Origin of the sequence: Myxococcus eversor (assembly GCF_010894455.1) — a bacterium.
Lineage (GTDB): Bacteria > Myxococcota > Myxococcia > Myxococcales > Myxococcaceae > Myxococcus > Myxococcus eversor.
Window position 1 is genome coordinate 424,968 of the sequence record NZ_JAAIXY010000005.1, and the last position, 24,862, is coordinate 449,829.

The window sequence follows — 24,862 nt, forward strand, 5'->3', positions numbered from 1 at the left end:
CTACCCTCCCTCCACTCCCAGGAACTTCTCGATGGAAAATCGCGGAGTGCGCTGGCGGCGGCGCAACTCCTGGACGTAGGTGTCGGCCATCTCCCGGGGAAGTCCGTACCGGAAGAACAGCAGACCCGTGGCCTCTTCGGCGGGGATGTCCATCACCAGTGGCACCACGAGCTTCGCCGGAGCCAGCAGCTCCAGGGCCAGCAGGTCCGCGCGCCACTCGGAGTCCATCACCGCGCGACGGGCGTAGTGCCCGGAGGCATCGCGCGCCATGAGGTTCACCGGAGGCCCCAACGAGAGCTTCTCGAAGAGGGCCGTCATGGCCTCGTCTGGCGTGGGCTCACGCAGGCCGTCGAGCACCGGCAGTATCTGATCGCCAAACACCCGCAGGGCCCGCTGGCGTGGAAGCCATTGGTCCAGGATGAAGTGCGACAGCTCGTGCGCGATGGTGAAGCGTTGCTCGGCGTTTCCCTCGGACGTGTCCACGAACAGGAAGCCGTGTCCGGCCCTCGCCACCATGCAGCCATGGAAGTCACTGGCGTCACCCTCGACGGGTTGACGGATACCCCGGCGCAAGAGCCAGTCCCGCACGGCTTGCGGCGTCAGGTGGGGCAGGGCCACCACCTTGACGGAGAGCCGCGTCGGGATATCCGCCGACAGATTTCGTGGGAAGCGCGAGGGGGCCGTGAAGCCACATTCCTCCACGGTCTCCTCGAGCCAGAGCGGGGTCATGAGTTCGTCTTTTCCCCCGGAACGCGGTCCCTCGCAGCCATCTGGAGGGGATGCTCCGCGACGCCGGTGTCCCTGGTCAGGGCACCCACGATTTCGACGTGTCGAATCACGTCGACCAGCGTTCGGAGATCCACTTCATGACGTTCGGTGATGGCGATGACCTGGGTATCGAAGTCCGGGCCCTCGGGTTTGCGGCACAGGCACAGCCAGTGGAGCGCCTCCCTCGTGCAGCCCAGCTCCCGCGCGAGTTCGGCCTCGGTCCGTGCCTCCAGTTGGCGATACCTTTCGAAAGTATGGGCAAGCGTCCAGGTTGCGCTCTGGGCACGCAAGGCGGCCCGCTCGAGCCAATCAGGGTTAGACATCTCATTCCTCCTTTCCGAACCGTCCCAGGATTTTCATGAGGCGGTCCCGGTTCCGTTTCACCTCGCGACGGAGGTCTTTCTCCGACTGCGGCGGCAGGTTCATGGCCTTGGCCAGGGCGTGGGTGGAGCGCTCACCTTGGAGGATGAGCCCGAGGACGGCCTGGTCCTTCTCCTGCATGGCCTGTTCGAGTCGTCCCACGAGGTGTCGCGCCTCCACGATGATCTCCAGGCTTTCATTCGGAGCCGTCGCGCGAAGTTCGATTACGCCCCCGAATTCCCTTTCTCTGCGCTCACGGGCCACCTGGGAGCGGTACATATCCAGGGCCTGCATTGCGGCGGCCCGCATCAGATACGTGGACAGGCGGCTCCTGTGGGCCTGGTACCGTTCGGGATGCTCCAAATACTCCAGGAGGACATCGCAGGCCGCGTCGTGCGCTTCGTCTTTGGTTCTTCCGGGGTTGCTGCGAAGCACTCCGATGATGGGGTCCATGAAGACCCTGAAGACATCCTCGGAGGCCAGTGACTCATTCTTTTTGAGGACGCGCTCATGAAGTGCCTGTTCCTCCGCTTGTGATGGAAACCTCATCCCCACTCCTCGCCGGGAAACTCCTGCCCGCTCTCGGGTTGACTGCGACATGTATGTTCGTTCCCACCCTGGCGAGTTCGACGGAGGTGGGTTTGTGCATCTCCATGAAAGGTTGCTGGAGGCCAGTCCCTCTGTCTGTACCTCCCAGGTGGTATGCCGCCGGGCTTGCGCCGGAAAAATGAGCCCCGTGCGCACTTGGGATTCCAGCAACGAATGAATGGATGGGAGACGGCGAGCCGCCGCGACCGACCCGAGTTCGTGAGGGAACCCATGACGTCCATGCACTGCCGAGTTGCCACCACCCAGAAAGAGCTCGATGACGCGCTTCGCGTCCGCTGGGCTGTTTTCGGGGGAGAGCTGAAGTTGATGACCGCGAAGTCCTCGCCGTCGAGGCGCGAGGTGAGCTGCTTCGACACGCTGGAGACCACGGTGCATCTGGTCGTCTATGCGGACCGCGAGCCGGTGGCGACGCTGCGGATGTTGATGGTGAACCCCGAGGTGGCGCTCGCCACGGGCGGGCGGCTGGGAATCGAACTGGAGCAGCGGCTGGACCTGTCGGGCGTGGGGGGGCCGGGCCAGGTGTTCGCGGAGACGGCGCGCTTCTGCGTGCTCGAGCGCTGGCGGCACTCCGAGGCGGTGGCGCACCTGCAGGCGGGCATCCATGCGGAGAGCCGGCGGCGCGGCGTGACGCACTGGATTGCGGCGGCGAACCTGGAGACGGACTCGTGGGAGGACGCGCGTCTGAGCGCCCAGGTCGCGGCGCACCGGGGATGGACGAGCCCGCGCTGGCGGGTGCGCGACTCGGAGCCGAGCGAGGCGCCGGTGCTCCCCAGCAGTCCCTTCTATACGCCCGCGGACCGTGAGCGCGCGCGGTGGGGCCGCCTGGACGGGCTGCGGATGCCGAGGGCGCCCTGCCTGTTCGCTCGGAAGATGGGCGCGCGGTTCATCTCCGGGCCTCTCTACGACGCGAGCTTCGGCCGCTTCACCCTGCCGCTCATCGCCGCGCTCGACGAGATTCCCGCCAGCACCCTGGAGCGGTTCCGCGCGCTCGACGGCATCCTGCGTCGCGCCGGCTGACCCCAGACCCCGCCGTATTTCCTCCTTCACCTTCAACTCGCAACAACCGGGAGCGCGAGCCCCGGGTAGGAGACGTCCGTGCAGATGACGCTGGAGTGCTCGAAGTCGATGGATTGGGTGGACCTGCTGGAGCAGGAGGCACGCGCGCTGGTGGCGACGTTGGATGCGCATCCCGACGCGAGCCGCCTGTTCGCGGGCACGTTGGACCGCGAGGGCTACATCCACTACCTGGTGCAGACGTATCACTACGCGCGCTGGAGCACGCCGCTGCTGAAGAGCGCGGGGGAGCGGCTCAATCATCTGGGCCGGCACCCGCGCCTGGCGGAGCTGCTGCTCCAGAAGGCCGCGGAGGAGCGCGGGCACGAGCGCTGGCTGCTCGCCGACCTGCACAACCTGGGCTGCTCGCATGAGCAGGTCCATGCGATGGAGCCGTGCCCCGGCGTGGAGGCCTACACCGGCTGGAACTTCTTCACCTCTCGGGCGGGTATCCCCACCGCAGTCCTGGGGACGTCCTATGTGTTGGAGTACCTCTCCCTGGCGCGGGCGACGGAGGCATCCGAGCGGTTGGTCCAGGTCGCGGCCATTCCCAACATCGACAGGTCGGTGACGTTCCTGCGCGCCCACGGGGGGCTGGATGGAGACCACGTGGAGGAGCTGACGACGGTGCTGCGGACGCTGACGGACGTGGAGGAGCAGTCCGCCGTGCTGCTGTCGGCTCGCACGACGCGCGTCGTGTATCCGGCCATCTTCCGCGAGCTGTGAGCCTCCATCCCCCTCGCGAGGTAGAGACAGCCCTCCTGGCCCCCGCCATTCTCCCCGTCGAAGCAGGACATCCACGCGAGCGGGGGCGCCATGCGTTACATCACTCACATCCACCTCGAGGGCGGGCGAGGACTGGAGCACATCTCACGGGTTCGCTGGCGTGATGGACTCATGACGGGGACGAGTACGCGGCAGCAGATGGTGGAGTGGATTGATGACGGTGGAGACGCGAGGGTCCAGGCCCTTCCCGTGGATGCACGGGTAGAGGTCGTCAATGCGCGACCGCCCTATCTGCGGTCGGTGCCGAACGGCGGTCTTGTCGACAATCTGTTGTCCCTGCCGGAGTTCTGAGCCGGCCGGGTGATTGGGTGCCACGGGCGGGTCCGGAGGAAGGGCCGGCCCCGTCCGTGGTGGCTCAGCCGGGTTTCCTGTCGAGAACCATGTTCATCCCCTTTTCCCCTCTCCATAGACAGGAGAGGGGGACGCTGTCGCTACCACCCCAGTGGTAGATGCCCTTCCGGCCCGAGGTCCCACCTCCCAGGTCCAGGACGCCCGAGAGCCCCGGGCGTCGCCTGTCCTGGCGGAGTCGAGGCGCGCTGGCGATGAGCCTGTGCATGCATCGATCCTAGCGGAGCCCCTGGGACAAATACACGCCCTCAAGATGGATTGATGCGTTTGATATTTGTTACCCGGGTGGGTGCATCCTCACTCAGCGGGTTGGGAATGATGGAGGGGTGTCTACTCCGCGGGAGGTATGTCCTGACCTTCCCTGACGTCTGTACGGTGTGTCGAGAACTGGCGCCTGGGTTCGAGCCAACGCTCGTGACAAGCCGGACCATCGCGTTGACGCGATGCGCGCCAAAACGAGGGAAGTATGACCATGCGGAAGAAGCGGGAGCGCGTCAGACATCTGACCGCGCTGCTGATCAAGGGTGAGTTCAAGAAGCCCGAGGATTGTTTCAAGGACCTCAATGGGGTGGAGAGGGTCGGCTTGTCGCCGCGACTTACCTATGTGGCCGACTTCTTCCTCCAGGCCAAGAAGGCGCGGTCACCGCCATGGATGGAGTTCCTGGAGACGTTCGTGACGACGAAGCTGCCGACACTCAGGAACGAGAACGTGTGCGGAGTGTTCTTTGTCCAGCTTAAGAAGCGAATCGTCGCGTTCACACTGGGGCACGGCCGGAACCTCCTGCGTGCCGACTGCTTCGAGCGGGACTTTGGTCTCAAGGTCGTTCTGAACTCAGTCGATCCCACCCAATTGCGGAGCGTCGATGCTCGCAAGGTCGAAGATCTGACGACGCAGACACGAAAGCAGTTGAGTCGGAATTCGCCGCTGGATGCATTCGCGCTCAACCTGAATCAGGACATCCTCCGCGTCATCGCGGGGAAGCCCAAGAGTGAGGCGTTTGCGAAGTTGATTGTCGGCTCTGATGCGCTGTCGCTGAGTGCCAAGGTCGAGGTGGAGCAGCTTGGAGCGAAGTGCGAGGAGCTTCTCGCCGCCTATCAGAGTCAGGAGTACAAGAAGCACTTCCCCTGGTTCGATCATCTCAGGACGGTTCGAGACAAGTCGATGATCGAGGAGTTGAATCGCAAGCTGCTCGAGAAGATTCTGGCGGGCCCCGCCGATGGTCTACATCTGGCCACTCCCGAGGTCATCGACTGGAGTGATTCACCGGGGCTCTCGTTCTCGACGGAAGAGGACCCGGCGCCGCGCCACGATTTGCTGATGGAGGACTACCTCAAGACGAAGGATGGGGAAGAGGTGTCGGTCGCCGAGCTCAAGCGTGACCATGTCCAGGTTCACTACGGAGCGGCGAGTGCTCCCGTGTCCAAGTGGAGCGTGTATGACTCGATTGTGTTCGAGGCGGAGGAAAAGGGAGAGGTGTTCGTGCTCTCTGGGGGAGATTGGTTCCGGGTCGCCAAGAACTTCGCTGATGAGGTGAGAGGCAAGATCGGAAGCATCAAGAGGTCGACGCTCGTTCTCCCTGCCGCGAAGAGCACGGACCGGGAAGACGACTACAACATCATGGCGGCCAAGGCGGGAAAGTTCATCTTGATGGACAAGAAGAACTCATACGTCGTGGAGGGCAAGACGTCGATCGAGGTCTGCGACTTGCTGACGAAGGATGGGCAGTTCGTGCACGTGAAGAGGAAGACGCGGTCTTCGACGCTCAGTCACCTTTTCTCGCAGGGAGTTGTCTCCGCGGACGCGTTCTGGATGGACCCAGAGTTCAGGAGCCATGCCCGGAATCATGTACTGAAGAGCCATCCGACGTTGAAGAAGCTGATTCCACAGGAGCGACCGAATCCGGCGGCGTTCGAAGTCGTATTCGCGGTCATCACGAAGAGCCATCCGAAGTGGCCTCATTCCCTCCCGTTCTTCAGCCAGCTCAACCTGAGCTACGCGCACGACCGCCTGGAACGGATGGGGTACCGGGTCTCGCTGCTTCGGATTGATGAAGTCTGACGAGGTTGCCGCCGAACTGGAGGAGAAGCACCGACCCCTCGCGACTCAGGGAGGAGTCCGCTGAGAGGGCAGGGTGGCGCGCAACGCTTCTGGACTCCCCGTGAGCACCAGCCTGTCCACGGCTCGCGTCATCGCCACATAGAGAAGGCGAGCCTCCTCCTTGGCGTCCGTCGCATGTCGCGAAGGCCGTCCGAGTCCGGGAATCACGATGGCTGGAAATTCCAGGCCCTTGCTGGAATGGAAGGTGAGGACCTTGACGCTGTCTTCGGTGGGCTTCAGCGCGGATTGAGGCGCGCGTTTGCCCACCCACTGGAAGGGGATGCCCGACCGACGCAGTTGCTGGATGGCAGCGTCCCCGATATCGACGGTGCGGTAGAGCACCGCCATGTCATTCCAGCGGAGTCCCTCGGAGTGTAGCTGTTGCAGGTGCCCCGCGATGTAGTTCAGCTCCGCGCCCAGGCTGGGCAACGGAACGACCTGGGGCGGCGGTCCATGTCGGCCCGCGCTCTGCGGAAGGAGCAGTGGAACGCCATCCTCATCCGCATCCTCGGGAGTGAGCACGTCCTTGGCATAGTGGTACGCGAACTGGAGGATTTCGGAGGTGTTGCGATAGTTCAGACGAAGAATGGTGGTTCGCCCCCGCGCCTGGATGCCGACGCTCCTGAAGCTGAAGCGTCCGTGCCGGTAGATGGACTGGGCGTCGTCATAGAGCACGAGGAGGGAGTTGGTCTCCGGTGTGACCATCTGGGCCACGAGCTTGAGCCACTCGGGCTGGAAGTCATGCCCTTCGTCAATCAGCACCGCGCCATACTGCCCACGAGGGATGAGACCCCGGTCGGCCGCGTGGATGACGCGCTGGACGAGCTGCTCGACATACTCGGAGGAGGAAAGCCCTTGAGGCGGGAGCCCGGCATGGAAGGTCACGAGCTGTTCGCGGCACCAGGCGTGGAAGGTGCGCACGTTCACCTGCTGCCGGGAGATGCCCCGTGCGGTCAGATAGGGCTCCAGCCATTCCGCCAGGGGGCGGCCAAAGCACAGCACCAGGATGGGTCGCTGGAGGACCTTCGCGAGCTGCACGCAGCGGTAGCCCAGAATCATCGTCTTGCCGGAGCCCGCGACGCCATGGATGACGCGGTGGCCTTCGCCCAGGCTGCGCGCGAGTTGCTCCTGCTGGAGGTCCATGATGCGGATGATGTCGGGCAGGGTTGCTTCGGCGTCTGGCGGCTCGAAGAGGCTGAGCTGTGCTCCTCCGATGCGGAGCTCCGGGAAGATGTGCCAGCGCATCCGGTCGAGCTGTGGAAGCGTCAGCGGGCGGGAGGGCACCCAAGGAAACATCTCCCAGAGGCGTTGCTGGAAGGCCTCGGGTGTGACGCTCTCGGAGATCTCGTCCTTGCAGATGGCCCGATGTGAAGGGATGACCTCGCCAAGTCGTGCGCCTTCGAACTGCGACCGGGTCAGGTTGGAGAAGACGACCCCATAGCTCCAGGGGAATGCCAGCCTGCCCCGGTGAGGCCCCTCTGGGAGAACCAGGGACGGGTCTTTCTGAAGCAGGGACGCGATGTCCTGGGCATAGAGCCGTGCCTGCTCGAAGGGATTCGCGACCTCCTTGAGCCCGTCGTGAGTCATCAGGGTGGCGCTGTTCTTGTCGATGCGGTGGATGCCATCGCTCTTCCAGTCCTTCACCTCCAGGACCAGGATGCCTCGGCGGGGATGCAGGACGATGAAGTCAGGGTGGCGGCCCGTCTGCCCAATGGCGACGTCGTACCAGAGGAGGTAGTCGTCCTCGAGCTTCTCTTCGAGCCGCCTCGCCACACGCTTCTCGCCCGACTGCATCCGAGGGAGGCACTGGTTCAGGGCGGGGATGAGGGTCGCCATGGCCTCATGCTAGGGCCAGGCGCGGGAAAAATGGAATGCTGCGACGGGAGGCACGTCTTCCCGTCGTCATTTCACGCCGGTCATGCACCAGGAGAGAAGGTCGTCCATGGGGTCTCGCTTTCGCGAGAACCTCACGCGCGCCCGTGAGAAATCCATCCCCGAGCTGCCCGTCGTCGTTGAGCCCCCAAGCCCACACGGCGCCGTCCCTCTTCAGCGCGTAGGTTGAGAATTGAGAACGTCCAGGCGCCCCGCGACGACAGTCATCACTGGATGACGGTGACGACCTGGGTGTCGCAGCTGACAGGGTCGATATACGAGTTGCTGACGTCGATGCTGCAGACGGCGCTCAGCATACCGGTGGAACTCTGGTTGATGGTCCCCGAGCAGAGGCCGCCGCTGGTGGTGACCACGAATTGCCAGACGCACGTCTTCGCGGGGCCAGACAGGTTGGTCGTGTAGTAGTAGGTCTCGGTCGAAGGGGGAATGAAGGGGAGCTGCGTCATGCCCATTCCGCCGTTCGGAACAGGGCTGGTCAGTTGAGGAATGAGGGTGCCACCCGCCCAGACGGTGGAACCGGTCAGATTCAGGACGTAGTAGTACTGGGTCAGGGCGAGAATTCGGGGGGCGGCGGTGGAGTCCCCGCGTCGTGCCGGAAGCTCCACGGTCTGCGTCGTGGGCGTGCTGACATACTCGCCACGAGTGAAGCCGAAGTCTAGCGGCTCGGTGGCTCCGCTCATGGGCGCGAGGGTCAGCAGAAAGACCGCCAGGGTTCGCTTCACGTTCCTCGTCATGGGCGCTCCGTGATGTCTGTTATTGTCTGGGGCGCTGTTCTCTAGCATGGGTCCTGTTTGATTTTCAATTGGGCGGGAGTCCCAAGCGACAGCCGGGCGAGCATCCGGGGGAATGATCACTGTCACCCCATGGCACCCGAGCAGAGCGAGCAGCATGTCGAGTGACGGGTCGCCCGGGTTGAAGTCCTTCTCCTCGCCCGAGGCTCTCTCAATCGCCCTTTGAGGGAAAGGCAGCCGGAGCTGGCCTGCCGGGGCGCGGATGCGTCCCTAGGTTGAAAAGCATCCAGTGCGCGACGCATGGCTGCTCAATTCCGGAGCCCACGGCATCGGCGATGGTCTTGATCGTTGCCGCCACGAGATGCACGGCCCCTACGAATTGCCTCCCGGTCCCGAGGGCTTCTCCTTTTCGCTCTACCAGTCCATCGGCGTCGCGTTGCAGGCCGGACATCGGCTGGAGCTCCTGGAGAACGGCTCCGTCTTCGACCGCATGCAGGCGGACTCCGCTCGGCGCGGGAGAGCATCCACATCCTCGTCTATCTCTGGCGGCCTTGCGACGTGTCCGACCGCAAAGTGGAGGCGCTCGTTGAGCGTGCTCGCGCGGGCGTCGCCTGCCGCGTGGTGGTGGACCCGGTGGGCAGCGAAGTCGTTTCCGGAGACCGGGACTTCGACCAGAAGGTGGGGAGGGTGCTCTCCGAGGCCGGCGTGGAGGTCCACTACTACCGGATGCTGGCGGTCAATGCGGTGGGCCGGCTGCTGGGGCGCACGCACCAGAAGCTCGTCATCATCGACGGGCGCATCGCCTACACCGGAGGCTTCGGCTTCTGGGAGGCCTGGGATGGCGACGGCCTCTCGCCCGAGCAGTGGCGAGACGCGAGCGTCCGTGTCGAAGGCCCCTGTGCCTGTGAGATGCGGCTCGCTTTCTCCCGCTACTGGCAGGAGTCAGGCGGAGGCTTGCTGCCACCGAGCTGCTTTCCCGATCTGGAACATGAGGGGGGCGCCAAGGCGTGCTTCGTGGAGAGCTTGGGCACGCTGGGCATCTACGAGTACCAGCCGTCGATGATTCACGCGAAGACGATGCTCGTGGATGACTGGCTCGCCGTGGTGGGCTCCACCAACCTGGACTCGCTGTCGCTCAACAAGCTGGGCGAGGGCTCGCTCGTCATGAACGATGCTCGGTTCGTCCGTGAGTTGGGGCAATGCTGGGCGGACGAGAGCCCGCGGAGGAGTTCGCCGAGCGGTTCTCTCCGGAGGGGCAGGGGATGCGCCTGCCCGATGTCTTCAGGACATACCGCGCCGAGGGGCAGGACGATCTTCCCCCGGAGCTGGGTGCGGAGGCCTGGGAGGCGCTGGGCGAGAACGAGCCCTGGGTGCTCTCGCGGCTCCAATACGGTTGGGCTCCGGAATCGGCTGTCCTCGAAGGGGCGGAGTTGCGGCACCTGCTTCAAGAGTCACTGGTGCTGCGCGGTGTTGTACCGCCGCGGGGGTGACGCGTGACTCGCGTGGCGGTGGCTGCCATCAAACGGGCAATGCCAAGGCCTGACGCTGGACAACCGATTACGCACATGCTGGGAGGATTTGTGCAGAGACCTGCACACGAGTTCGGCCTCCGCGTGGCGGCGTGCGACGCATCCTCTGGAAACTCCTGGGAGCAGGGGGCCGGTCTCTTGATTGCACTGTCGCGTGCACATGAAAATCTTCACGATTCGCAACCTGTTGATGCGGCTCCTGGTGCTCTCGCTGCTGTGCCTCGCCCCGGGCCTCGCGCTCGCGGCCACTGACGACCCGCCGCGAGGGGAAGCGGCCCCTCCGGTAACGGAGCCGAGCAAGTTGCTCCCGGTGACGGACCCGCCGTCCGAGTCGCCGATGCGAGAGGTCCTGCATACGAGCGCGCGCATCGCGGCGGAAATCGGAGCCATGTCGGTGACAGGCCTGGCCATGGGATTTCCCGGGCTCATCGTCGCCGGTGCGGCAAGCAGGCCCCCCCAGGGAATCGGTGGAGGCATCGACGAGGCGGTCTCTGGCTATTTCCTGGGAGCCGCGGTGGGAGTGCCCATTGGCACCATGTGGGGCGCGCACCTTCTGGGTGGAAAGGGGACGTGGACTGGAACGCTCATTGGAGCGGGCTCGGCTGCGGGGACCGGCGCGGTGACTGCGCTGCTTCTGGCGAACGAGGGAGATCGTCTTGTCATCGCCTCGACCGCCGCCCTGGCGGGCTCCATCCTGGGCTCCTTCATCGGGTATGAGGTGTCTCATGCCTCGAACAGCGCGCCACCAGCCCCGTCGGAGGTCAGCGTGCTCCCGTCGGTGGCGGTGTCTCAGGGTGGAATGATGTTGGGGCTGGGGGGTCGCTTTTGAGTGCATGACGTGACGACTCGCCGCGCGTGATGCAACGCCGCATCGGGCTATCACCGGGGGCTTGTAGCGCAGTGCGTTGACCTGGTGTGTGTGGGTGTCGCCTTGGGCGGGTGGAACGGAGGTGTCACCCGAGAGGCCAAACAGAAGACATGGACGACCTGCTATCCTTGGACGCGTTGTCGCCGTGCGCGAGTTGGAAGTCCCTGTCACGCCAACCTGGGAGGGTACGATGCTCGGTTCCGCGAAGAAGGTCGTTCAGGTGTTGCTTGCCGTTGTCACGGGTGCGGCTGTGTCGTTTGGTGCCACGCTGGCGGTCGCCGCGCCCGCGGAGCCGCTTTCCTATTGTGCTGGCAACTGTGTCAACGAGTGCATCGAGGCGGGTTTCGCCTATGGTCGATGCTCTGGCGATGTCTGTGTTTGTTTCCCGTTCTCCTGAGCCTTCGTAGCGTGCCCTGCTGGCGCAGGTGGCAGGCACCTGCGCCAGCGGCTGGTGCTGGACAATCTCGCTTACGCGCACGTTGGGAGGATTTGTGCAGAGACTTGGGGCTGGGGGGGGGCGCTTTTGACCGCATGACGCAGGGTCGACGCCCTGGCGACTCGGCCTCGAAATTGACTACAAGGCCGACATGAAAAGTCCTTCGACGCGTTCCCCCCGCCGCTCGTTCGAAGTTCCCCCCGCGCCCCGACCCCTCCGGGCGCTCGCCCTCGGCCTCTCCTTCGTGGCCATGAGCTGCAGTCCCGAAGTCGTGGCCCCCGAGGCCTCGAATCCCGACACGGTGAAGGCAGTTCCCTCTTCAACCGTCACCGCCGAGCAGCCCCTGGAGCTGGGCTTGACGGTCAACATCCTCGCCGGACCGGACGCGCAGTCGTCTCGCGTCTCCGCCTCGGGGACGCTCATGCACCTGGTCACGGACCTGGAACGGCAGACGTTCGGCGTCACGGATGCGCCGCTCAAGAACGCCATCGGAGCCATCATGGGGCGCAACCCAAATGATGCCTACGTGCGTGGCCCCACGCCGTGGGGCGACCTCTACACCGTTTATGGCCTGGAAGAGACGAAGGCGGTCCTCACCGTCAAGAGTGCGCAGATTCTGGAAATCACCTCGCAGCCCACCGTGCTGAACCGGGTCGATTTCATCAACGAGAGCGCCCGGTTCCCGGCCACCTACCACGCCGATGTCACGCAGGATGTCTCCAACACAGCGGAGACCAACTGGAACTCCACGCACGGCGTCGAGTTCACCCAGACCGTCAGCTACAAGGTGGAGTTCCTGGGGTCCGGAGGCGGCGGAGAGACCTCCTTCGGCTATTCCTACCAGTGGGGCCAGGGGGGCTCCGAGAGCAAGAGCTACACCGTGGGCTCGTCCCAGGGGGTTACCCTCGAGCTGCCGCCCCTGACCGCGGTGGAGGCCGTGCTCAGCGCCAGCCGGGGGACGATGCGCGTCCGCATCAGGTACAACGTCTCCCTTCAGGGCACGACGGCCGTCAATTACAACCCGAGGCACCAGGACCACCATTTCTGGTGGTTCAACCTCGCGGATGTCATGGCCTATACCGGCAAGAACAATGCCCGCGAGTACACCGAGGACATCGAGATTGGCTACTTCGCCAATGCCAAGGTGGTCATCCGGGACATCGAGGACGTCGACGACATCTACTTCTCGTATGGGCAGAGCGTTCCAGGCGGGCATTGCATCTCGTTGAACGAGCCGGGGGACCCCTACACCTGGTGGGACAACTCCTTGTGCACACCCACCGACTACGGCTTCCGGTTCAGCTACGCGGGGCCCATCGCCGGCATGCGCTGCACGCTGATGAACGAACCGTCGGACCCGCACGGCTGGGGCGACAACTACTTCTGCGTGCCGCAGGAGAGCCGGCTGATGCCTGTCTGGTCTTCCGCGGGGCCCGTCGCCAACAAGCGCTGTGTCTCCATCGCCGAGGGGTCGGACCCGCACGGCTGGGCCGACAACTACCTCTGCTTCTGATCTGGAGCTGAACCCGGGTCGACACGCTCCAGCCGCCTCCATCCGATTCGCCCGGGTGAAGGCGGCGCGCCGCACGAAGGGGGCCTCGCCGGCGAACTCGCTGGGGTCGCCATGCTCTTCGGCGTCTCCCCGTGGTTGACCGTCAGCGCCGGCATCATGCCCGATCGATGACAGTGCTCGGCCCCGTCGGCGTGCTTGTTCGGCCCGCCGTCAGGCCTATCATGTCGGCGGCCTCCTCCTCCGCTCTGAAACAGACGGAAAGCCAGGGGGCGACCATTCTGTCAGCCGTTCGGGAGACGTTGCGCTGGGCTGCCCCTGTCGCGGGTGAGCTGGCGGGTTGGAGCGGCGTGAGCAGATGCGCAAGCCAGGGCGCGGGGCGAGCCATCATCGGCAGCTGGCGATTGTCGGGGCATGCCTTGTTCTGATGGCGCCCGCACGCGCCCGGCCAGAATCAGGGACAGCGCCCGTCCAGCTGTCCTTCGCCGAGGTGATGCGCAAGGTCTTCACCCGAAATCCCGACGCAATCATCGCCGTGGAGGAGATTTCTCGGGCACGTGCCGTGGTGGAGCAGGTGCGCGCCGGGTCCCTGCCAACGGGGAGCCTGGCCGCGACCTACACCCAGCTCAACAGTGCACGCCTCACGACGGGCAGCCCGAGCACCGTCATTCTTCCGCAGACCGGGTTCAACGCCTCGGGGACCGTGGGGCTGCCGCTCGACCCTCGGCGCTGGGTTCAATGGTCCCAGGCGCGCGACAACGTCACCCTGGCGAGGCTCGGGGCCGCCGAGGTGCGGCGGCAACTCTCCGTGACTGTGAGTCAGGTGTACCTCTCGGTCCTGGTCCAGCGGAAGCTGGTGCAGGCCGACGAGAACGCCGTGCGGAATGCCGAGGCGCATGTCGACTACACTCGCACGCGCCTCGACGCGGGCAACGGCACGCTGGTCGACTTCCAGCGCGCGTCCGCGCTCTATTACACCGACCGTGCCCAGCTCGAGCGCAGCCGGTTCCTCCTCGTTCGTCTGCAGGAGCAGCTCGGCGTCCTGCTGGGTGAGAGTTCTCCCGTTGACGTCTCCGCGGAGGTCCAGCTCCCGGCGGCGCCCGCCGACCTGAAGAGCGGGCTCGATGACGCGGACCGGCTCCGCAGTGACCTGCGCCTCGCGCGCGAGCGGCTGTTCGCCACCGCGAAGGTGCGCCGGGACTCCTGGGCGGACTTCATGCCGTCGGCGTCCGCCACCTTCGAAGTCCAGTACCAGACTCCGCCGACGCAGACCCTCCCCTCCGAAAGCTGGCAACTGCTCCTGACGATGGGGTTTCCCATCTACGACGGCGGCCTGCGGTACGGGCTGCTCAAGGAGCGGCGCGCGCTGGAGAGCGAGGCAGGGGTCCGGCTCGACGCAACGCTGAGGCAGGTCCGCTCCGATGTCCGGACCGCGCTCGCCGAACTCGAGCGCGCGCGAGCCGGGCTGGAGCTGGCGCGGGAGGCGGCGCGGCTCTCCACGGAGGTCTTGCGCCTCACGACGGTGAGCTACCGCACCGGGCTCACGAATGACCTCCAGGTCATCGACGCGCAACTGGCATCACGCAACGCGGAGATCTCCGCGGCGCTGGCGGAGAACGACGAGCGACAGGCACAGCTCGACCTCTTGAACGCCACGGGTCACTTCCCGCCAACCGGACAGCTGCCATAGGGGGACGATGCGATGTGGCTGGTCCTGTTGGCGCTCCGGCGGTCTTACTCGGTTGCGACGTTCTGCATCGTCATCGTGCTGCTCGGGTTCATCTCCGTGCGCGGCATGCTCACGGATGTCCTGCCCGCCATCAACATCCCCGTCGTCATCGTCGTCTTCAACTACCCGGGCCTCACCGCGTCGGACATGCAGAACCGAGTGCTGCTCGTCGCGCAACGCGGCTACTCGACGACCGTCGATGGCATCGAGCACATGGAGGCGGAGTCCATCCTCGGGACTGGCATCATCAAGATCTACTTCGCGCGGGACGTGAATGTGAACGCGGCGATCGCGCAGATCACCGCGCAGACGCAGCAGCAGTTGCGCTTCATGCCGCCAGGAATCACCACGCCCAACATCCTGCAGTTCAACGCCTCCAACATCCCCGTCGCGCAGCTGACCCTCTCCAGCTCCAGCCAGTCGGAGCTCGAGGTCTTCGACTACGCGCAGAACTTCCTGCGCCTCCGGCTGTTCACCATTCCGGGGCTCCAGGTGCCGCCCCCGTATGGAGGCGCCACGCGGCAGGTGAGCATCGACATCGACCCGGTGAAGCTCGCCACCAAGGGCCTCTCTCCGCAGGATGTGGTCGACGCGGTGCTGACGTCGAACGTCATCCTGCCGGCGGGCTCGGCGCGCATCGGGAAACGGCAGTTCGACGTGCTGCTCAACTCGAGCCCGTCGAGCTACGAGGACTTCAATAGAATCCCCATCAAGCTCGTCGACGGTGCGATTGTCTACCTGGGGGATGTCGCGCTCGCGCACTCCGGCTATGCGGTCCAGGAGAACGTGGTGCGCGTCAACGGGCGGCGCGCGACCTACCTGGCGATTCTCAAGAAGAGCACAGCGTCGACGCTGGTGGTGGTCGACTCGGTGCGTGAGATGCTGCCGGCGCTCAAGGCCGCGGCGCCGCAGGGGATGGAGCTCAGCATCGACTTCGACCAGTCGGTGTTCGTCCGAGCGGCGGTGTGGGGCGTCGTCCGGGAGGGAGGGACCGCGGCGCTGCTCGTCGCGCTCATGACCCTCGGGTTCCTGGGCTCCTGGCGCAGCGTGCTCGTCGTCTGCACATCCATCCCGCTGGCCATCCTGGCCAGCATCATCGGCCTCTTCCTCACCGGCCAGACGCTCAACCTCATGACGCTGGGGGGACTGTCCCTGGCGATTGGCATGCTGGTCGACGATGCGACGGTGGAGATAGAGAACATCAACCGCAACCGCGTCCACGAACCGAGGCTGGCGGTGGCCGTGCTCAACAGCGCGCGGCAGGTCGCGATGCCAGCCCTGGCGACGACGCTGACGATCTGCATCGTGTTCTGCCCGGTCATCTCGTTGACAGGGCCGGCGCGCTTCCTCTTCGTGCCACTCGCGCTATCGGTCGTGTTCGCGATGCTCGCCTCGTATCTGCTCTCGCGCACGCTCGTTCCCGCCCTGTCACACCTCATCCTGGGCAAGGAGCCGCCCGAGTCCGAACAGCTCGACCCGTCGAAGAAGCACTCCTTCTGGCAGCGCTTCAACGCGTGGCGCGTCCGCTCCTTCGAGCGCCTGGAGCGAGGCTACGCCTCGGTGTTGAAGACAGTGCTGGGCCTGCCGGTCTTCATCCTGCTGACCTTCTTCGTCCTGTTCCTGGCCTCGGCCGCGCTCGCCACGATGGTGGGCCTGGACTTCTTCCCGACGGTTGACACCGGGCAGCTCAAGATCCATTTCCGCGCGCCCATCGGCAGCCGCATCGAGGACACCGAGCGGCTCGTCGCCCAGTTGGACCAGGAGCTCCGCAAGGTCATCCCCGCCGAGGAGCTGGCGACGATCAACGACACCATCGGCGTCCCCATTCCCATCAACCTCGCCTATGTGGCGAGCGACAGCATCGGCGAGCAGGACGCCGAGATTCTCATCCAGCTCACCCCGAAGCATCGCCCGAGCGCGCTCTACCGGCAGCGCATCCGCGACGAGGTGGTGCCCCGCTTCCCTGGCTCGGTCCTCTATTTCCAGTCGGGCGATGTCATCACCCAGGCCCTCAACTTCGGCTCGGCTGCGACCATCGACGTCCAGCTCCAGGGACAGCAGCTCGAACCCCTGTATGCCGTTGCACGCGGGATGCTCAACGACATCCGAGCCATTCCCGGGATTGCCGATGTGCGCATCCCCCAGGTTCTCGAGCACCCCTCGTTCGCGGTCAACGTCGACCGCTCACGGGCCATGCAGGTCGGCCTCACCATCGAGGACGTCGCGGCGAGCCTGCTGACGTCGCTGACGGGCACGAGCTTGTCCAACCCCAACTTCTTCGTCGACCCCAAGAACAACGTGAACTACCCGGTGGTGGTGCAGACGCCTGTCCTCGACATCCGGGACGTCGCGAGTGTCTCGGCCACCCCCCTGACGTCCTCTGCGGCCTTCACGACGACTCTACAGACGTCGAACGCAGGCACTTATGCGGGCACCTTGTCCATGGCGGGGATCGCGCCCACGCTCGGCTCGATCGCGACCACCACGCTGACGACCAACGCGGCGCGGCTCGACCAATATACGACGCGGCCGCTCCTCAACATCCAGGCCAGCGTCGAAGGGCGCGACCTGGGCGGCGTCGCGCGCGACGTCAACCGGGTGATCGACAGGGTCAGCAAGACATTGCCACCTGGTGCCAGCATGGTGTTGCGCGGGCAGAGCCAGGCGATGTTCCACTCCTTCTCCGCGCTGGCGCTGGGGATGATTGTCGCGATCGTGCTGGTGTACCTGCTGCTCGCGACGCTGCTTCAGTCGTGGTTGGACCCGTTCATCATCATGGTCGCGATTCCTGGCGCGCTGATGGGCGTGGTGTGGATGCTCGCGGCGACCGGCACGACCATCAACGTCGAGTCGCTGATGGGCGCCATCATGGTGATTGGTATCGCCGTTTCGAACTCGAACCTGCTCGTGAACTTCGCCAACGACATCCGTGTCGAGCAAAACCTCAATGCGTTCGACGCGGCGGTTGTCGCCGGACAGACGCGCCTGCGCCCGGTGCTGATGACCGCGCTCGCGATGATTCTCGGCATGCTCCCGATGGCGCTCGCGCTCGGCGAGGGTGGTGAGCAGAACGCGCCGCTCGGGCGGGCGGTGATTGGCGGGCTGCTGGTCGCCACGTTCGTGACGCTGTTCGTCGTGCCGCTCGTCTACGCCCTCCTGCGGAAGAGGGAGCCCTCGAAGCACCTGCACGACGTCCGACTGAAGAAGGAAATGGAGCCGCTGCCGTGAGCCGCCGCAAGACCCAGTTGGTCGGAGTCGCTCTCGTCCTCGTTGCCATCGCAGCGGTCGCGCTGCTGTATCTGCATCGAAGAAACACCGAGCGGACACAGGCAGACCAGCGCAAGCACGCGGCGGGAATCGGCCCGACGGTCCTGGTGACGAAGGTGGAGAAGGGGGGAGACTCGCAGCGCCTCACGCTGCCGGGCGAGGCGCGACCCTTCTTGTCCACGACGCTCTACGCGAAGATTCCGGGCTTCCTGCGTGAGATCAACACCGACAAGGGAATGAGTGTGAAGAAGGGCGACGTGCTCGCGATCCTCGCGTCTCCGGAGACCGAACGGGACGTGCGCGCGGCCGAGACGGACTTCAATCTGCAGCGCCGATTGGCCGAGCGAGCGGAGGAGCTGGCCCGGGTGGGGGTGATGTCGCGCCAGGACCACGAGGTCGCGGACGCGCAGCTGCGGACGTCGAGAGAGACGCTGAAGCGGACACGTGAGCTGCACGGCTACCAGGTGATCGAGGCGCCCTTCTCCGGCCTGGTGACGGCGCGCTATGCCGACCCAGGCGCGCTCATTCCAGCGGCGACGGGCTCGACACAGGCTGCGCAGCCCATCGTCGACCTGGCGGATACGAGCACGCTGCGCATTACGGTGTACCTGGGACAGGACGCCGCGACGTCGATTCGCGTCGGAGACCCGGCGGTCGTCTGGACGGATGACCAGCCGAACCGAAAGCTTCAGGCGAGCGTCGCGCGGGTCTCGGGCCAGTTGGAGCCGCGCACCCGCACGATGCTGTGCGAGATCTGGCTCGACAACCAGACCGTCGGGATTCTTCCGGGGACGTTCGTGCACGTCGAGGTGAGCGTCACGACCCCGCCATTCCCCACGGTGCCGGACGCGGCCGTCATCGTGCGCTCGGGACAGGTCCGTGCCGCAGTCGTCGAAAACAACAAGATCCGGCTCGTCCCCATCACGATAGGCACGAGCGATGGCACTCGCACACAGGTGAAGGAGGGGTTGAAGCCAGGCCAGGCCGTCGCGAATGACCTCCCGGCCGAGCTGGATGATGGTGCGGTCATCCAACCGGTCTACCGATAGGCGCGAACTCGGAGGCCTTGAGCTTCATCGGAGCACCCGTCCGGAAAGGCGAGGCGTGGCGACAGCACGACAACCCAGATGAGCCCCCTCTCCGCGCCTCACCCCGGAGGAGGAGGAGGAGATGAAAGCGCATTGGCTGAACCCTCTCACTCGACAACTCTCTTGACGCTCACCGCTGGGATCTGTGCAGGGGGCGGATCCAGCCTTCGCGGGTGAAGAACCGTCCCTGCCGTGACCGAAGCAGTGTACCCAACCCATCCCGCGCGGCACCTTGCTCGTAATCAGTAGTCCGAAGGCTCCAGGCAGACCATGGATGTTCGTTGATTCGTTGGCACTATGTCATGTTTGCCGCTTGAGCCGAATTTCCAGTGCTTCGTGGTATGCGATCAGGTAGACGCCGTGTAGAGAACCTTCTAATTCCTTGTGTTCGGATATGACCGTCTGTACCTCCGTATCTCCGAGGTGGTTATTGAGTACGAGCCAGCCGAGTAATCGAGGCGTTGTTTGAAGCCTCCCATCAATCAGGGACTCGATAGCGCGGAAGTCCCTCCTGTTATCCGTCATTACGGCCTGATGAATCTTCCTGGCGGCTGCGGCACAGGACAGTTCGCCTTGGCCTAGTCTGCTCGAGAGTTGTGATACTTCGTGCAGATCATCGATGGAAATTTTAAGTTCGGTGAGTTCCCCTGTCCTGAGATGGGCTTGAAGTCGAGAGCGGAGCGTTTCTTTGGCTTGGGTGATCGGTGGTGTACGTGGCTTGATGAGACATTCGTAAAGAACAGTTGGGGTGGTTATGTAGGTGTGTTTGCATGCACGTGACCGATGAAAGAGTGTTTCTGACGAAAGCAAGTTCCAGATGGCGCATGTGTCGATGATGTTGGTGTTGATGAAGCTTTCCGGGATCACTGATCGCTCCAAAGTTGCTCGCCATATGCAGTTGCAATGGGCATGAGTTCGTCGATGCGGGCTCGCAGTGTTTCTGATAGCTTTCCGATGGAAATTAGCCGACGGTGGTATGCCTCAAAGCATGTTTTGACATAGTCGGGCGAGAGTCCACGATCCAGGATGTAGTGTCTTCGTTGCTGGATTTGGGTTGGTTCGTTTTCGATTTCTGGGTCTATCTTGGCCTCTTTTCCTATCTTGTATGTGCCGCGCAGTGCTTGGTGGTCGGATTCACTGATCTTCCCAGCCTCCTTGAGCGCTATTAGGCCTACATCGTAGTTTACTTTGTAGTGGAGACAGATCTTGAGGGTAGTGGTTGCCTTCTCTGGAATGGTTGCGCCAATATTGATGTCTTGGATGGCTTCGACAGGAACTAGCAATCTGCCTGCAAAGGCATTGGCTCGGACTTCACGTAGATTATGGCTGTCGTGGAGAGGGCCTTTGTGGGAGGAAGTGAGGTCCGTCTTGAACGTCAGGTTGGTCTTGTAGTCTGTGTCTAGAATCGCATGGCCAAGCTCATGCAATGCTGAGAATTTTTGGCGATAGATGTCTTCATCGTAGTTTAGGAGGATGCATCGGCCGATGGTTGGGTGCCTTATAAAGATCCCCGATATAGAAGAGTTTCCAAGTTTTCTGCGAAAGATGTGGCAGCCTAGGCTGCGTACCAAGTGAAAGACGTTGTCGATCGGCGCGTTTGCTATTTTGAGCTTGTTCCTTAGGTTTCTTGCGTTTTTGTGCCCGTGGCCTTTCTTGTATTTCTCGTCAGGTGTCGGTTTGTATTCTTGAACGCGCGGGCGGCCGTCCATCATGGTTTCAAGGTCTTGCTCATATCTGCATAGCAATAGGAATTCTTGTATTTGAGCTCGGTCCGATGGTTTGAACTGGTCGCCGTGCATCCGGTAGAGTTCGGTAGTTGTCTCGACTGTGGCGGATTTTTGGTGTGTTATGAAGTATTGAAAGGGTTCATTGTAGATGTCGGAGAGGATTAGAATCTGGTCCCCTGTTGGCTCTAGGAGCCCGGCCTCCATTTTTCTTAGATCGGCGATGTCAATGTTGGCGCGCTTGGCGACCTCGTCCAGGGAAAGTTGGAGAATGTCTTGTCGAATGTTGAGGAGTTTTCGACTGATCTCTGCCAGGTCGAGAGGCATCTGAGTATCCTTGACGCGGTTTACGAAGAGATTTCGACGAGAAGGCTTGAATGCCTTGAGTTAATCAAGATCGTCGTTTCTGGTAAAACCGGAGCTTTGAGTGGGAGCTATAGTCCTATGAAGCTGGGCGCTCTATGTGAGGCGATGGAGTCTCGACTCCTTGACGGATTAGTTCGCATGGTCAAGCTAGGGCGATGAGCAGACCCGCGCCACGGAATTGGGGCCAGCTCGTTCCAGGCGCCCGTTGCGCATTGCGCAAAGAATTCGACTGTCGACGTGCGATGGACGGCTTTGCGCGTGTCCGCACCTGCTGTGCGTGAGGTGCTATGCCTATGCTCTTTAGCTTGCGTGGCGGTAGGGCACGGGAATCGAACTCGCCAGAGACGTCTTTCAACGCCTCTCTTCAGTTTTGAAGACTGAGCCGGCCACCAGGTCCGGAGGCCCTACCACCGCTGATTAGTGCCGGCCCCTCCCGGCTCCGTCAACGCTCACCGTGCCGGCTTCAACCCCGGCAGCCCGTGCACCAGCGTCTCCGTCAACGTCTCCCGCAACTTCTCCGCGGACGTCTGGAACGCCGCGCACGTCAGCTTCAAGCTCACGATGCCGTGCAACCCGGCCCACACGGTCTCCGCCAATCGTCCCGGGTCCGCCGTGTCCGCAATCCTGCCCGCTGACCTCAGGTCCTCGAACACACGGGCCAACAGGCCGAAAGAACGCGGCCCCGCTCCATCCGAGCCGCCCTGGAAGAGCTCGGTCGACAGCCTGGGGTCTTCCATGAAGATGAGTCGGTAGGTTTCCGGGTGCTCCAGCCCGAACTTCACATAGGCCGCGCCCATCACCGACAGCCGCTCCAACGGCTCTGTCACCTTCGCCCCCGGCTCCAGCGCCGCCAACAGCTCCCCGAAGCCCCGCACGCACAGCTCCCGGGCAATCGCCTCCCGGTTCTCGAAGTGCAGGTACAGCGTCGCGGGCGCGTACTCCACCGCCTCCGCCAGCTTGCGCATCGACAGCGCGCTGAATCCCTCCTTCACCACCATGTCCCGAGCCACCCGGAGGATCTGCTCCCGCAGCTCCGCCCGCTGCCGCTCCTTGCGCTCCGAAATCCCCATGCCCTCAACCCTAGGACTTGACGATTCGAACGGCCACCAGTAAATGAACGGTGTTTACAGAACGGCGTTCATAAATATCTCGATGTTCGCAAAGGAGCGCATCATGGCCGGCAAGGTGGCGTTGTTCGGAGCGTCGGGAGTCATCGGCCAGAGCGTGGCCAACGCGTTGAAGGCCGAGGGACGGGCCTACCGGGTGGTGGGCCGCTCGAAGGCTTCCCTGCAGTCCGAGTTCGGCTCGGACCCGCTCGCGGAAGTCGTGACGTGGAACCCGGATGACCCGGCGTCGGTCCGCGCTGCCGCCCACGGCGTCGACACCCTGGTCTACATGGTCGGCGTCAACTACGCGCAGTTCCACCTGCACCCGCAGTTGATGCGCAAGACGCTCGACGGCGCCATCGCCGAGGGCGTCAAGCAGGTGGTCCTCATCGGCACCGTGTACCCCTACGGCCTGCCGCGCACGACGCCCGTCAAAGACGACCATCCGCGCGAGCCCCATACCTTCAAGGGCCGCATGCGCAAGGAGCAGGAGGACCTCCTCCTGGCCGAGCACGCCGCCGGGAGGATTCAGGGCACCATCCTCCGCCTCCCCGACTTCTACGGCCCGGGCGTCGAGCTCAGCTTCCTGTACCGCGCCTTCGTCGCCGCCGTGGATGGCAAGCGCGCGCAGCTCATCGGCCCCATCGACTCGCCGCACGAGTTCGTCTTCGTGCCCGACGTGGGCCCCGTGGTGACGAAGCTGATGGACGAGCCTCGCGCCTACGGCCGCTCCTGGAACCTCGCCGGCGCCGACGTAACGAGCCAGCGCAAGCTCGTCGAGGAGGTCTACCGACAGGTCGGCCGCCCCGCGAAGCTCATGTCGATGGGGAAGGGGATGATCCGCCTCGTCGGCCTCTTCGACCCGTTCATGCGCGAGCTGGCGGAGATGCACTACCTGCACACGCAGCCCGTGCTGATGGATGACTCGGGGCTGCGCCACCTGCTCGGTGACGTGCCCAAGACGCCCTACGCGGAGGGCATCCGCCAGACGCTCGCCGCCCTGAAGCAGCAGCGCTCGGCCGCCGCCGTCAGTCGAGCCCCCGCAGCCACAAGTCGTCCTCGTCCAGCCCCATGAGGTGACCGACCTCGTGCATCACGGTGATTCCAATCTGCTCGATGAGCTCCTCGCGCGTCTTCGCGAAGCGCTCCAGGTTCTTCTGGTACAGCACGATGGACGCGGGGAAGTGGTCATACGCGTTCGTCACGCTGCGCTCGCCCACGGGCGTGCCCCGGAAGACGCCGAGGATGCTCGGTGACAGGGGAGGGGACTGTCCCAGGAGGTCCTCCTCCGACGGCAGGTCCTCCACCGCGATGGTGACGTTGTCCAGGTACTGCTTGGCGTGCTGGGGCAGCGCCTTCACCGCGTCCTCCACCGCGCGGTCGAACTCCGCCTCGGCCAGCTCCACCGGCGGCGGGAACTCCTCGGCCGCCAGTGACTGCGCCTTCGCGAAGCGCTTCTTCGCCTCCCGCTCGTCCCCCCGCCGCTCCGCCATCAGCCCCAGGTAGTGGTGCGCCCACGCCTCGTCGGACGTGTCCTTCAGCACCGCCTCGAACGAGGCGCGCGCATCCTCGAAGCGGCACAGCTCGAACAGGGCGATGCCCCGCTCCAGCCGCGCATCCACCGAGCGAGGCACGTGCCCGAGCGCCGCATCCAGGCTCACCAGCGCCTGCTCGGACTCACCCATCTGGTTGAGCCCCATGCCCTCCAGGAGGAGGAACTCGTAGAGCATCTCCACGTCGTCCTCGCGCTGGGCCAGGCGCTTGCCTCGGGCGCACAGGCCCAGGCCCTCCTCCACCGCCTCCCGGTCCTCTCCGGCCCGGCAGACCAGGCAGTCCGCGGCGCCCAGGAGGATTTCCAGGTCCTCCGGGGCGACCTTGAGGGCCTGGCCATAGGCCCGTCCGGCCTCCTCCAGCCGCCCCAGCTCCGCGAGCGCGGCGGCCCGGTAGTGCAGGGCCTCCGGCAGCTCCGGCGCGTCCGAAAGCAGACCTTCCACCTGAGCCAGCGCCGCTTCGATGTCGCCCGCCTCGAAGGCGTCCGACACCGCCTCCAGCCGCGCCTTCGGGTCCCCCGACCCCGATCGCTTCCCACTCCGCTTCTCCATGGCCCGGCTCATAAGAAGCCCCGCTGTGCGTTGTCAACGACAGGGGCGGCTGTTACGTTCAGCCGCCCGTGCTGGTGCGGCGTTCCGTCCCGTGAACATCCTTGTCGTCGACGATGACCTCGAGTTGTGTACCTTGCTCTCTCGCTTCCTGGAGATGCATGGGTACACGGTGTACTCGGCGTCGGACGCGCTCCAGGCGCTCGACATCCTCGAGCGCAACCAGGTGGGCATGGTCATCACCGACTACATCATGCCCCACATGGACGGCATCGCCTTCACCGAGCAGCTGAAGGGCGACCCGCGCTTCCAGGCCATTCCCGTGCTCCTGATGACGGCCAGCGCGGACGGAAGCGTCACCGAGCGCGGCCTGCGCAAGGGCGTGGCCCTCACGCTGAACAAGCCCCTGGACATGGGCCAGCTGCTCACCTTGATGCGCTTCGCCGAGTAGCCCTCGAAAGGCTCCTCCCCGGCACGCGTCGGGCCGTCCGCTC

Annotated in this window: 23 protein-coding genes and 1 tRNA gene; 13 read left to right on the top strand and 11 right to left on the bottom strand. The window is 64.4% G+C overall.

The features are described 5' to 3' along the window. From G4D83_RS13100 to G4D83_RS13110, 3 genes are read right to left on the bottom strand one after another with little or no spacing between them, the layout of a single operon-like run. The gene (locus G4D83_RS13100; RefSeq protein ID WP_163865058.1) at nucleotides 1-729 is read right to left on the bottom strand and encodes an ImmA/IrrE family metallo-endopeptidase; all 729 of its coding nucleotides are present in this window, start codon (nucleotides 727-729) and stop codon (nucleotides 1-3) included. Further along, nucleotides 726-1,091: a hypothetical protein gene (locus G4D83_RS13105; protein WP_163865059.1), complete on the bottom strand. Its 366-nt coding sequence runs from the start codon at nucleotides 1,089-1,091 to the stop codon at nucleotides 726-728. Before G4D83_RS13105 ends, G4D83_RS13100 begins: the two co-directional genes overlap by 4 nt. 1 nt (nucleotide 1,092) lies before the next feature. Next, nucleotides 1,093-1,677 carry an RNA polymerase sigma factor gene (locus tag G4D83_RS13110; RefSeq protein ID WP_163865060.1) on the bottom strand — a complete coding sequence of 195 codons (585 nt, stop codon included), beginning with the start codon at nucleotides 1,675-1,677 and terminating at the stop codon, nucleotides 1,093-1,095. 270 nt (nucleotides 1,678-1,947) lie between these two features. Here G4D83_RS13110 and G4D83_RS13115 point away from each other — a divergent pair, with 270 nt between their 5' ends. From G4D83_RS13115 to G4D83_RS13130, 4 genes are all read left to right on the top strand, one after another. Beyond that, entirely contained in the window at nucleotides 1,948-2,754 is an 807-nt protein-coding gene (locus G4D83_RS13115; RefSeq protein WP_163865061.1) for a GNAT family N-acyltransferase, read from the top strand. Nucleotides 2,755-2,838: 84 nt separating this feature from the next. Next, nucleotides 2,839-3,516, top strand: coding sequence for an iron-containing redox enzyme family protein (locus G4D83_RS13120; RefSeq protein WP_163865150.1), 678 nt, complete (start codon nucleotides 2,839-2,841; stop codon nucleotides 3,514-3,516). Between the two features lie 90 nt (nucleotides 3,517-3,606). Continuing rightward, nucleotides 3,607-3,867, top strand: coding sequence for a DUF3892 domain-containing protein (locus G4D83_RS13125; RefSeq protein ID WP_163865062.1), 261 nt, complete (start codon nucleotides 3,607-3,609; stop codon nucleotides 3,865-3,867). A gap of 529 nt (nucleotides 3,868-4,396) precedes the next feature. Beyond that, entirely contained in the window at nucleotides 4,397-5,983 is a 1,587-nt protein-coding gene (locus G4D83_RS13130) for a DUF6119 family protein (protein ID WP_163865063.1), read from the top strand. Nucleotides 5,984-6,028: 45 nt separating this feature from the next. Here G4D83_RS13130 and G4D83_RS13135 read toward each other — a convergent pair whose 3' ends face one another. Genes G4D83_RS13135 through G4D83_RS13145 form a run of 3 tightly spaced genes read right to left on the bottom strand, consistent with a single transcriptional unit; the run spans nucleotide 6,029 to nucleotide 8,649 of the window. Further along, the gene (locus tag G4D83_RS13135) at nucleotides 6,029-7,858 is read right to left on the bottom strand and encodes a DEAD/DEAH box helicase (RefSeq protein ID WP_205522626.1); all 1,830 of its coding nucleotides are present in this window, start codon (nucleotides 7,856-7,858) and stop codon (nucleotides 6,029-6,031) included. A gap of 4 nt (nucleotides 7,859-7,862) precedes the next feature. Then, entirely contained in the window at nucleotides 7,863-8,171 is a 309-nt protein-coding gene (locus G4D83_RS47205; RefSeq protein WP_163865152.1) for an RCC1-like domain-containing protein, read from the bottom strand. Next, nucleotides 8,122-8,649, bottom strand: a complete 528-nt coding sequence (locus G4D83_RS13145) for a hypothetical protein (protein ID WP_163865064.1) — start codon at nucleotides 8,647-8,649, stop codon at nucleotides 8,122-8,124. The genes G4D83_RS47205 and G4D83_RS13145 overlap by 50 nt, the downstream gene beginning before the upstream one ends. A 555-nt stretch (nucleotides 8,650-9,204) precedes the next feature. Between G4D83_RS13145 and G4D83_RS13150 the strand changes: the two genes are divergently transcribed. The 7 genes from G4D83_RS13150 to G4D83_RS13180 all read left to right on the top strand — a co-directional run bounded on the left by G4D83_RS13150 (nucleotide 9,205) and on the right by G4D83_RS13180 (nucleotide 19,034). Then, nucleotides 9,205-10,143, top strand: a complete 939-nt coding sequence (locus tag G4D83_RS13150; RefSeq protein ID WP_240356303.1) for a phospholipase D-like domain-containing protein — start codon at nucleotides 9,205-9,207, stop codon at nucleotides 10,141-10,143. A 192-nt stretch (nucleotides 10,144-10,335) separates the two neighbouring features. Then, a complete protein-coding gene (locus G4D83_RS13155) occupies nucleotides 10,336-11,004 on the top strand; it encodes a hypothetical protein (protein ID WP_163865065.1) in 669 nt (222 codons plus the stop codon). Nucleotides 11,005-11,233: 229 nt separating this feature from the next. Next, nucleotides 11,234-11,440 (top strand): hypothetical protein, encoded by a 207-nt coding sequence (locus tag G4D83_RS13160; RefSeq protein ID WP_163865066.1) that lies wholly within the window; start codon nucleotides 11,234-11,236, stop codon nucleotides 11,438-11,440. A 289-nt stretch (nucleotides 11,441-11,729) separates the two neighbouring features. Further along, the gene (locus G4D83_RS13165) at nucleotides 11,730-12,992 is read left to right on the top strand and encodes a hypothetical protein (protein ID WP_163865067.1); all 1,263 of its coding nucleotides are present in this window, start codon (nucleotides 11,730-11,732) and stop codon (nucleotides 12,990-12,992) included. Between the two features lie 424 nt (nucleotides 12,993-13,416). After that, nucleotides 13,417-14,679 (top strand): TolC family protein, encoded by a 1,263-nt coding sequence (locus tag G4D83_RS13170; protein WP_163865068.1) that lies wholly within the window; start codon nucleotides 13,417-13,419, stop codon nucleotides 14,677-14,679. 12 nt (nucleotides 14,680-14,691) lie between these two features. Further along, nucleotides 14,692-17,946: an efflux RND transporter permease subunit gene (locus G4D83_RS13175; protein ID WP_163865069.1), complete on the top strand. Its 3,255-nt coding sequence runs from the start codon at nucleotides 14,692-14,694 to the stop codon at nucleotides 17,944-17,946. After that, nucleotides 17,943-19,034: an efflux RND transporter periplasmic adaptor subunit gene (locus tag G4D83_RS13180; RefSeq protein WP_163865070.1), complete on the top strand. Its 1,092-nt coding sequence runs from the start codon at nucleotides 17,943-17,945 to the stop codon at nucleotides 19,032-19,034. Before G4D83_RS13175 ends, G4D83_RS13180 begins: the two co-directional genes overlap by 4 nt. Before the next feature lie 339 nt (nucleotides 19,035-19,373). Here the strand turns inward: G4D83_RS13180 and G4D83_RS13185 are convergent, their stop codons facing one another. From G4D83_RS13185 to G4D83_RS13200, 4 genes are all read right to left on the bottom strand, one after another. Next, complete coding sequence (locus tag G4D83_RS13185) at nucleotides 19,374-19,940, bottom strand: hypothetical protein (RefSeq protein WP_163865071.1); 567 nt, start codon at nucleotides 19,938-19,940, stop codon at nucleotides 19,374-19,376. Next, entirely contained in the window at nucleotides 19,937-21,124 is a 1,188-nt protein-coding gene (locus G4D83_RS13190; RefSeq protein WP_163865072.1) for a helix-turn-helix domain-containing protein, read from the bottom strand. The genes G4D83_RS13185 and G4D83_RS13190 overlap by 4 nt, the downstream gene beginning before the upstream one ends. 349 nt (nucleotides 21,125-21,473) lie before the next feature. Then, nucleotides 21,474-21,572, bottom strand: a tRNA-Sec gene (locus tag G4D83_RS13195). A 40-nt stretch (nucleotides 21,573-21,612) separates the two neighbouring features. Further along, nucleotides 21,613-22,233, bottom strand: a complete 621-nt coding sequence (locus G4D83_RS13200; RefSeq protein ID WP_163865073.1) for a TetR/AcrR family transcriptional regulator — start codon at nucleotides 22,231-22,233, stop codon at nucleotides 21,613-21,615. Nucleotides 22,234-22,336: 103 nt separating this feature from the next. Between G4D83_RS13200 and G4D83_RS13205 the strand changes: the two genes are divergently transcribed. After that, nucleotides 22,337-23,344, top strand: coding sequence for an NAD-dependent epimerase/dehydratase family protein (locus tag G4D83_RS13205; RefSeq protein WP_163865074.1), 1,008 nt, complete (start codon nucleotides 22,337-22,339; stop codon nucleotides 23,342-23,344). On the opposite strand, the gene G4D83_RS13210 is transcribed toward G4D83_RS13205, so the two are convergent. Continuing rightward, nucleotides 23,298-24,371: a metallopeptidase family protein gene (locus G4D83_RS13210; protein WP_163865075.1), complete on the bottom strand. Its 1,074-nt coding sequence runs from the start codon at nucleotides 24,369-24,371 to the stop codon at nucleotides 23,298-23,300. The two genes, G4D83_RS13205 and G4D83_RS13210, sit on opposite strands and share 47 nt — an antisense overlap. A gap of 91 nt (nucleotides 24,372-24,462) precedes the next feature. Between G4D83_RS13210 and G4D83_RS13215 the strand changes: the two genes are divergently transcribed. Then, nucleotides 24,463-24,819, top strand: a complete 357-nt coding sequence (locus G4D83_RS13215; protein WP_176433714.1) for a response regulator — start codon at nucleotides 24,463-24,465, stop codon at nucleotides 24,817-24,819. Nucleotides 24,820-24,862: the final 43 nt, after the last annotated feature.

Bases quoted from the DNA above. Each gene is read 5' to 3' on its own strand.
- G4D83_RS13100 (WP_163865058.1), bottom strand. From the start codon at position 729: ATGACCCCGCTCTGGCTCGAGGAGACCGTGGAGGAATGTGGCTTCACG.
- G4D83_RS13105 (WP_163865059.1), bottom strand. From the start codon at position 1,091: ATGTCTAACCCTGATTGGCTCGAGCGGGCCGCCTTGCGTGCCCAGAGC.
- G4D83_RS13110 (WP_163865060.1), bottom strand. From the start codon at position 1,677: ATGAGGTTTCCATCACAAGCGGAGGAACAGGCACTTCATGAGCGCGTC.
- G4D83_RS13115 (WP_163865061.1), top strand. From the start codon at position 1,948: ATGACGTCCATGCACTGCCGAGTTGCCACCACCCAGAAAGAGCTCGAT.
- G4D83_RS13120 (WP_163865150.1), top strand. From the start codon at position 2,839: ATGACGCTGGAGTGCTCGAAGTCGATGGATTGGGTGGACCTGCTGGAG.
- G4D83_RS13125 (WP_163865062.1), top strand. From the start codon at position 3,607: ATGCGTTACATCACTCACATCCACCTCGAGGGCGGGCGAGGACTGGAG.
- G4D83_RS13130 (WP_163865063.1), top strand. From the start codon at position 4,397: ATGCGGAAGAAGCGGGAGCGCGTCAGACATCTGACCGCGCTGCTGATC.
- G4D83_RS13135 (WP_205522626.1), bottom strand. From the start codon at position 7,858: ATGGCGACCCTCATCCCCGCCCTGAACCAGTGCCTCCCTCGGATGCAG.
- G4D83_RS13145 (WP_163865064.1), bottom strand. From the start codon at position 8,649: ATGACGAGGAACGTGAAGCGAACCCTGGCGGTCTTTCTGCTGACCCTC.
- G4D83_RS13155 (WP_163865065.1), top strand. From the start codon at position 10,336: ATGAAAATCTTCACGATTCGCAACCTGTTGATGCGGCTCCTGGTGCTC.
- G4D83_RS13160 (WP_163865066.1), top strand. From the start codon at position 11,234: ATGCTCGGTTCCGCGAAGAAGGTCGTTCAGGTGTTGCTTGCCGTTGTC.
- G4D83_RS13165 (WP_163865067.1), top strand. From the start codon at position 11,730: ATGAGCTGCAGTCCCGAAGTCGTGGCCCCCGAGGCCTCGAATCCCGAC.
- G4D83_RS13170 (WP_163865068.1), top strand. From the start codon at position 13,417: ATGGCGCCCGCACGCGCCCGGCCAGAATCAGGGACAGCGCCCGTCCAG.
- G4D83_RS13175 (WP_163865069.1), top strand. From the start codon at position 14,692: ATGTGGCTGGTCCTGTTGGCGCTCCGGCGGTCTTACTCGGTTGCGACG.
- G4D83_RS13190 (WP_163865072.1), bottom strand. From the start codon at position 21,124: ATGCCTCTCGACCTGGCAGAGATCAGTCGAAAACTCCTCAACATTCGA.
- G4D83_RS13200 (WP_163865073.1), bottom strand. From the start codon at position 22,233: ATGGGGATTTCGGAGCGCAAGGAGCGGCAGCGGGCGGAGCTGCGGGAG.
- G4D83_RS13205 (WP_163865074.1), top strand. From the start codon at position 22,337: ATGGCCGGCAAGGTGGCGTTGTTCGGAGCGTCGGGAGTCATCGGCCAG.
- G4D83_RS13210 (WP_163865075.1), bottom strand. From the start codon at position 24,371: ATGGAGAAGCGGAGTGGGAAGCGATCGGGGTCGGGGGACCCGAAGGCG.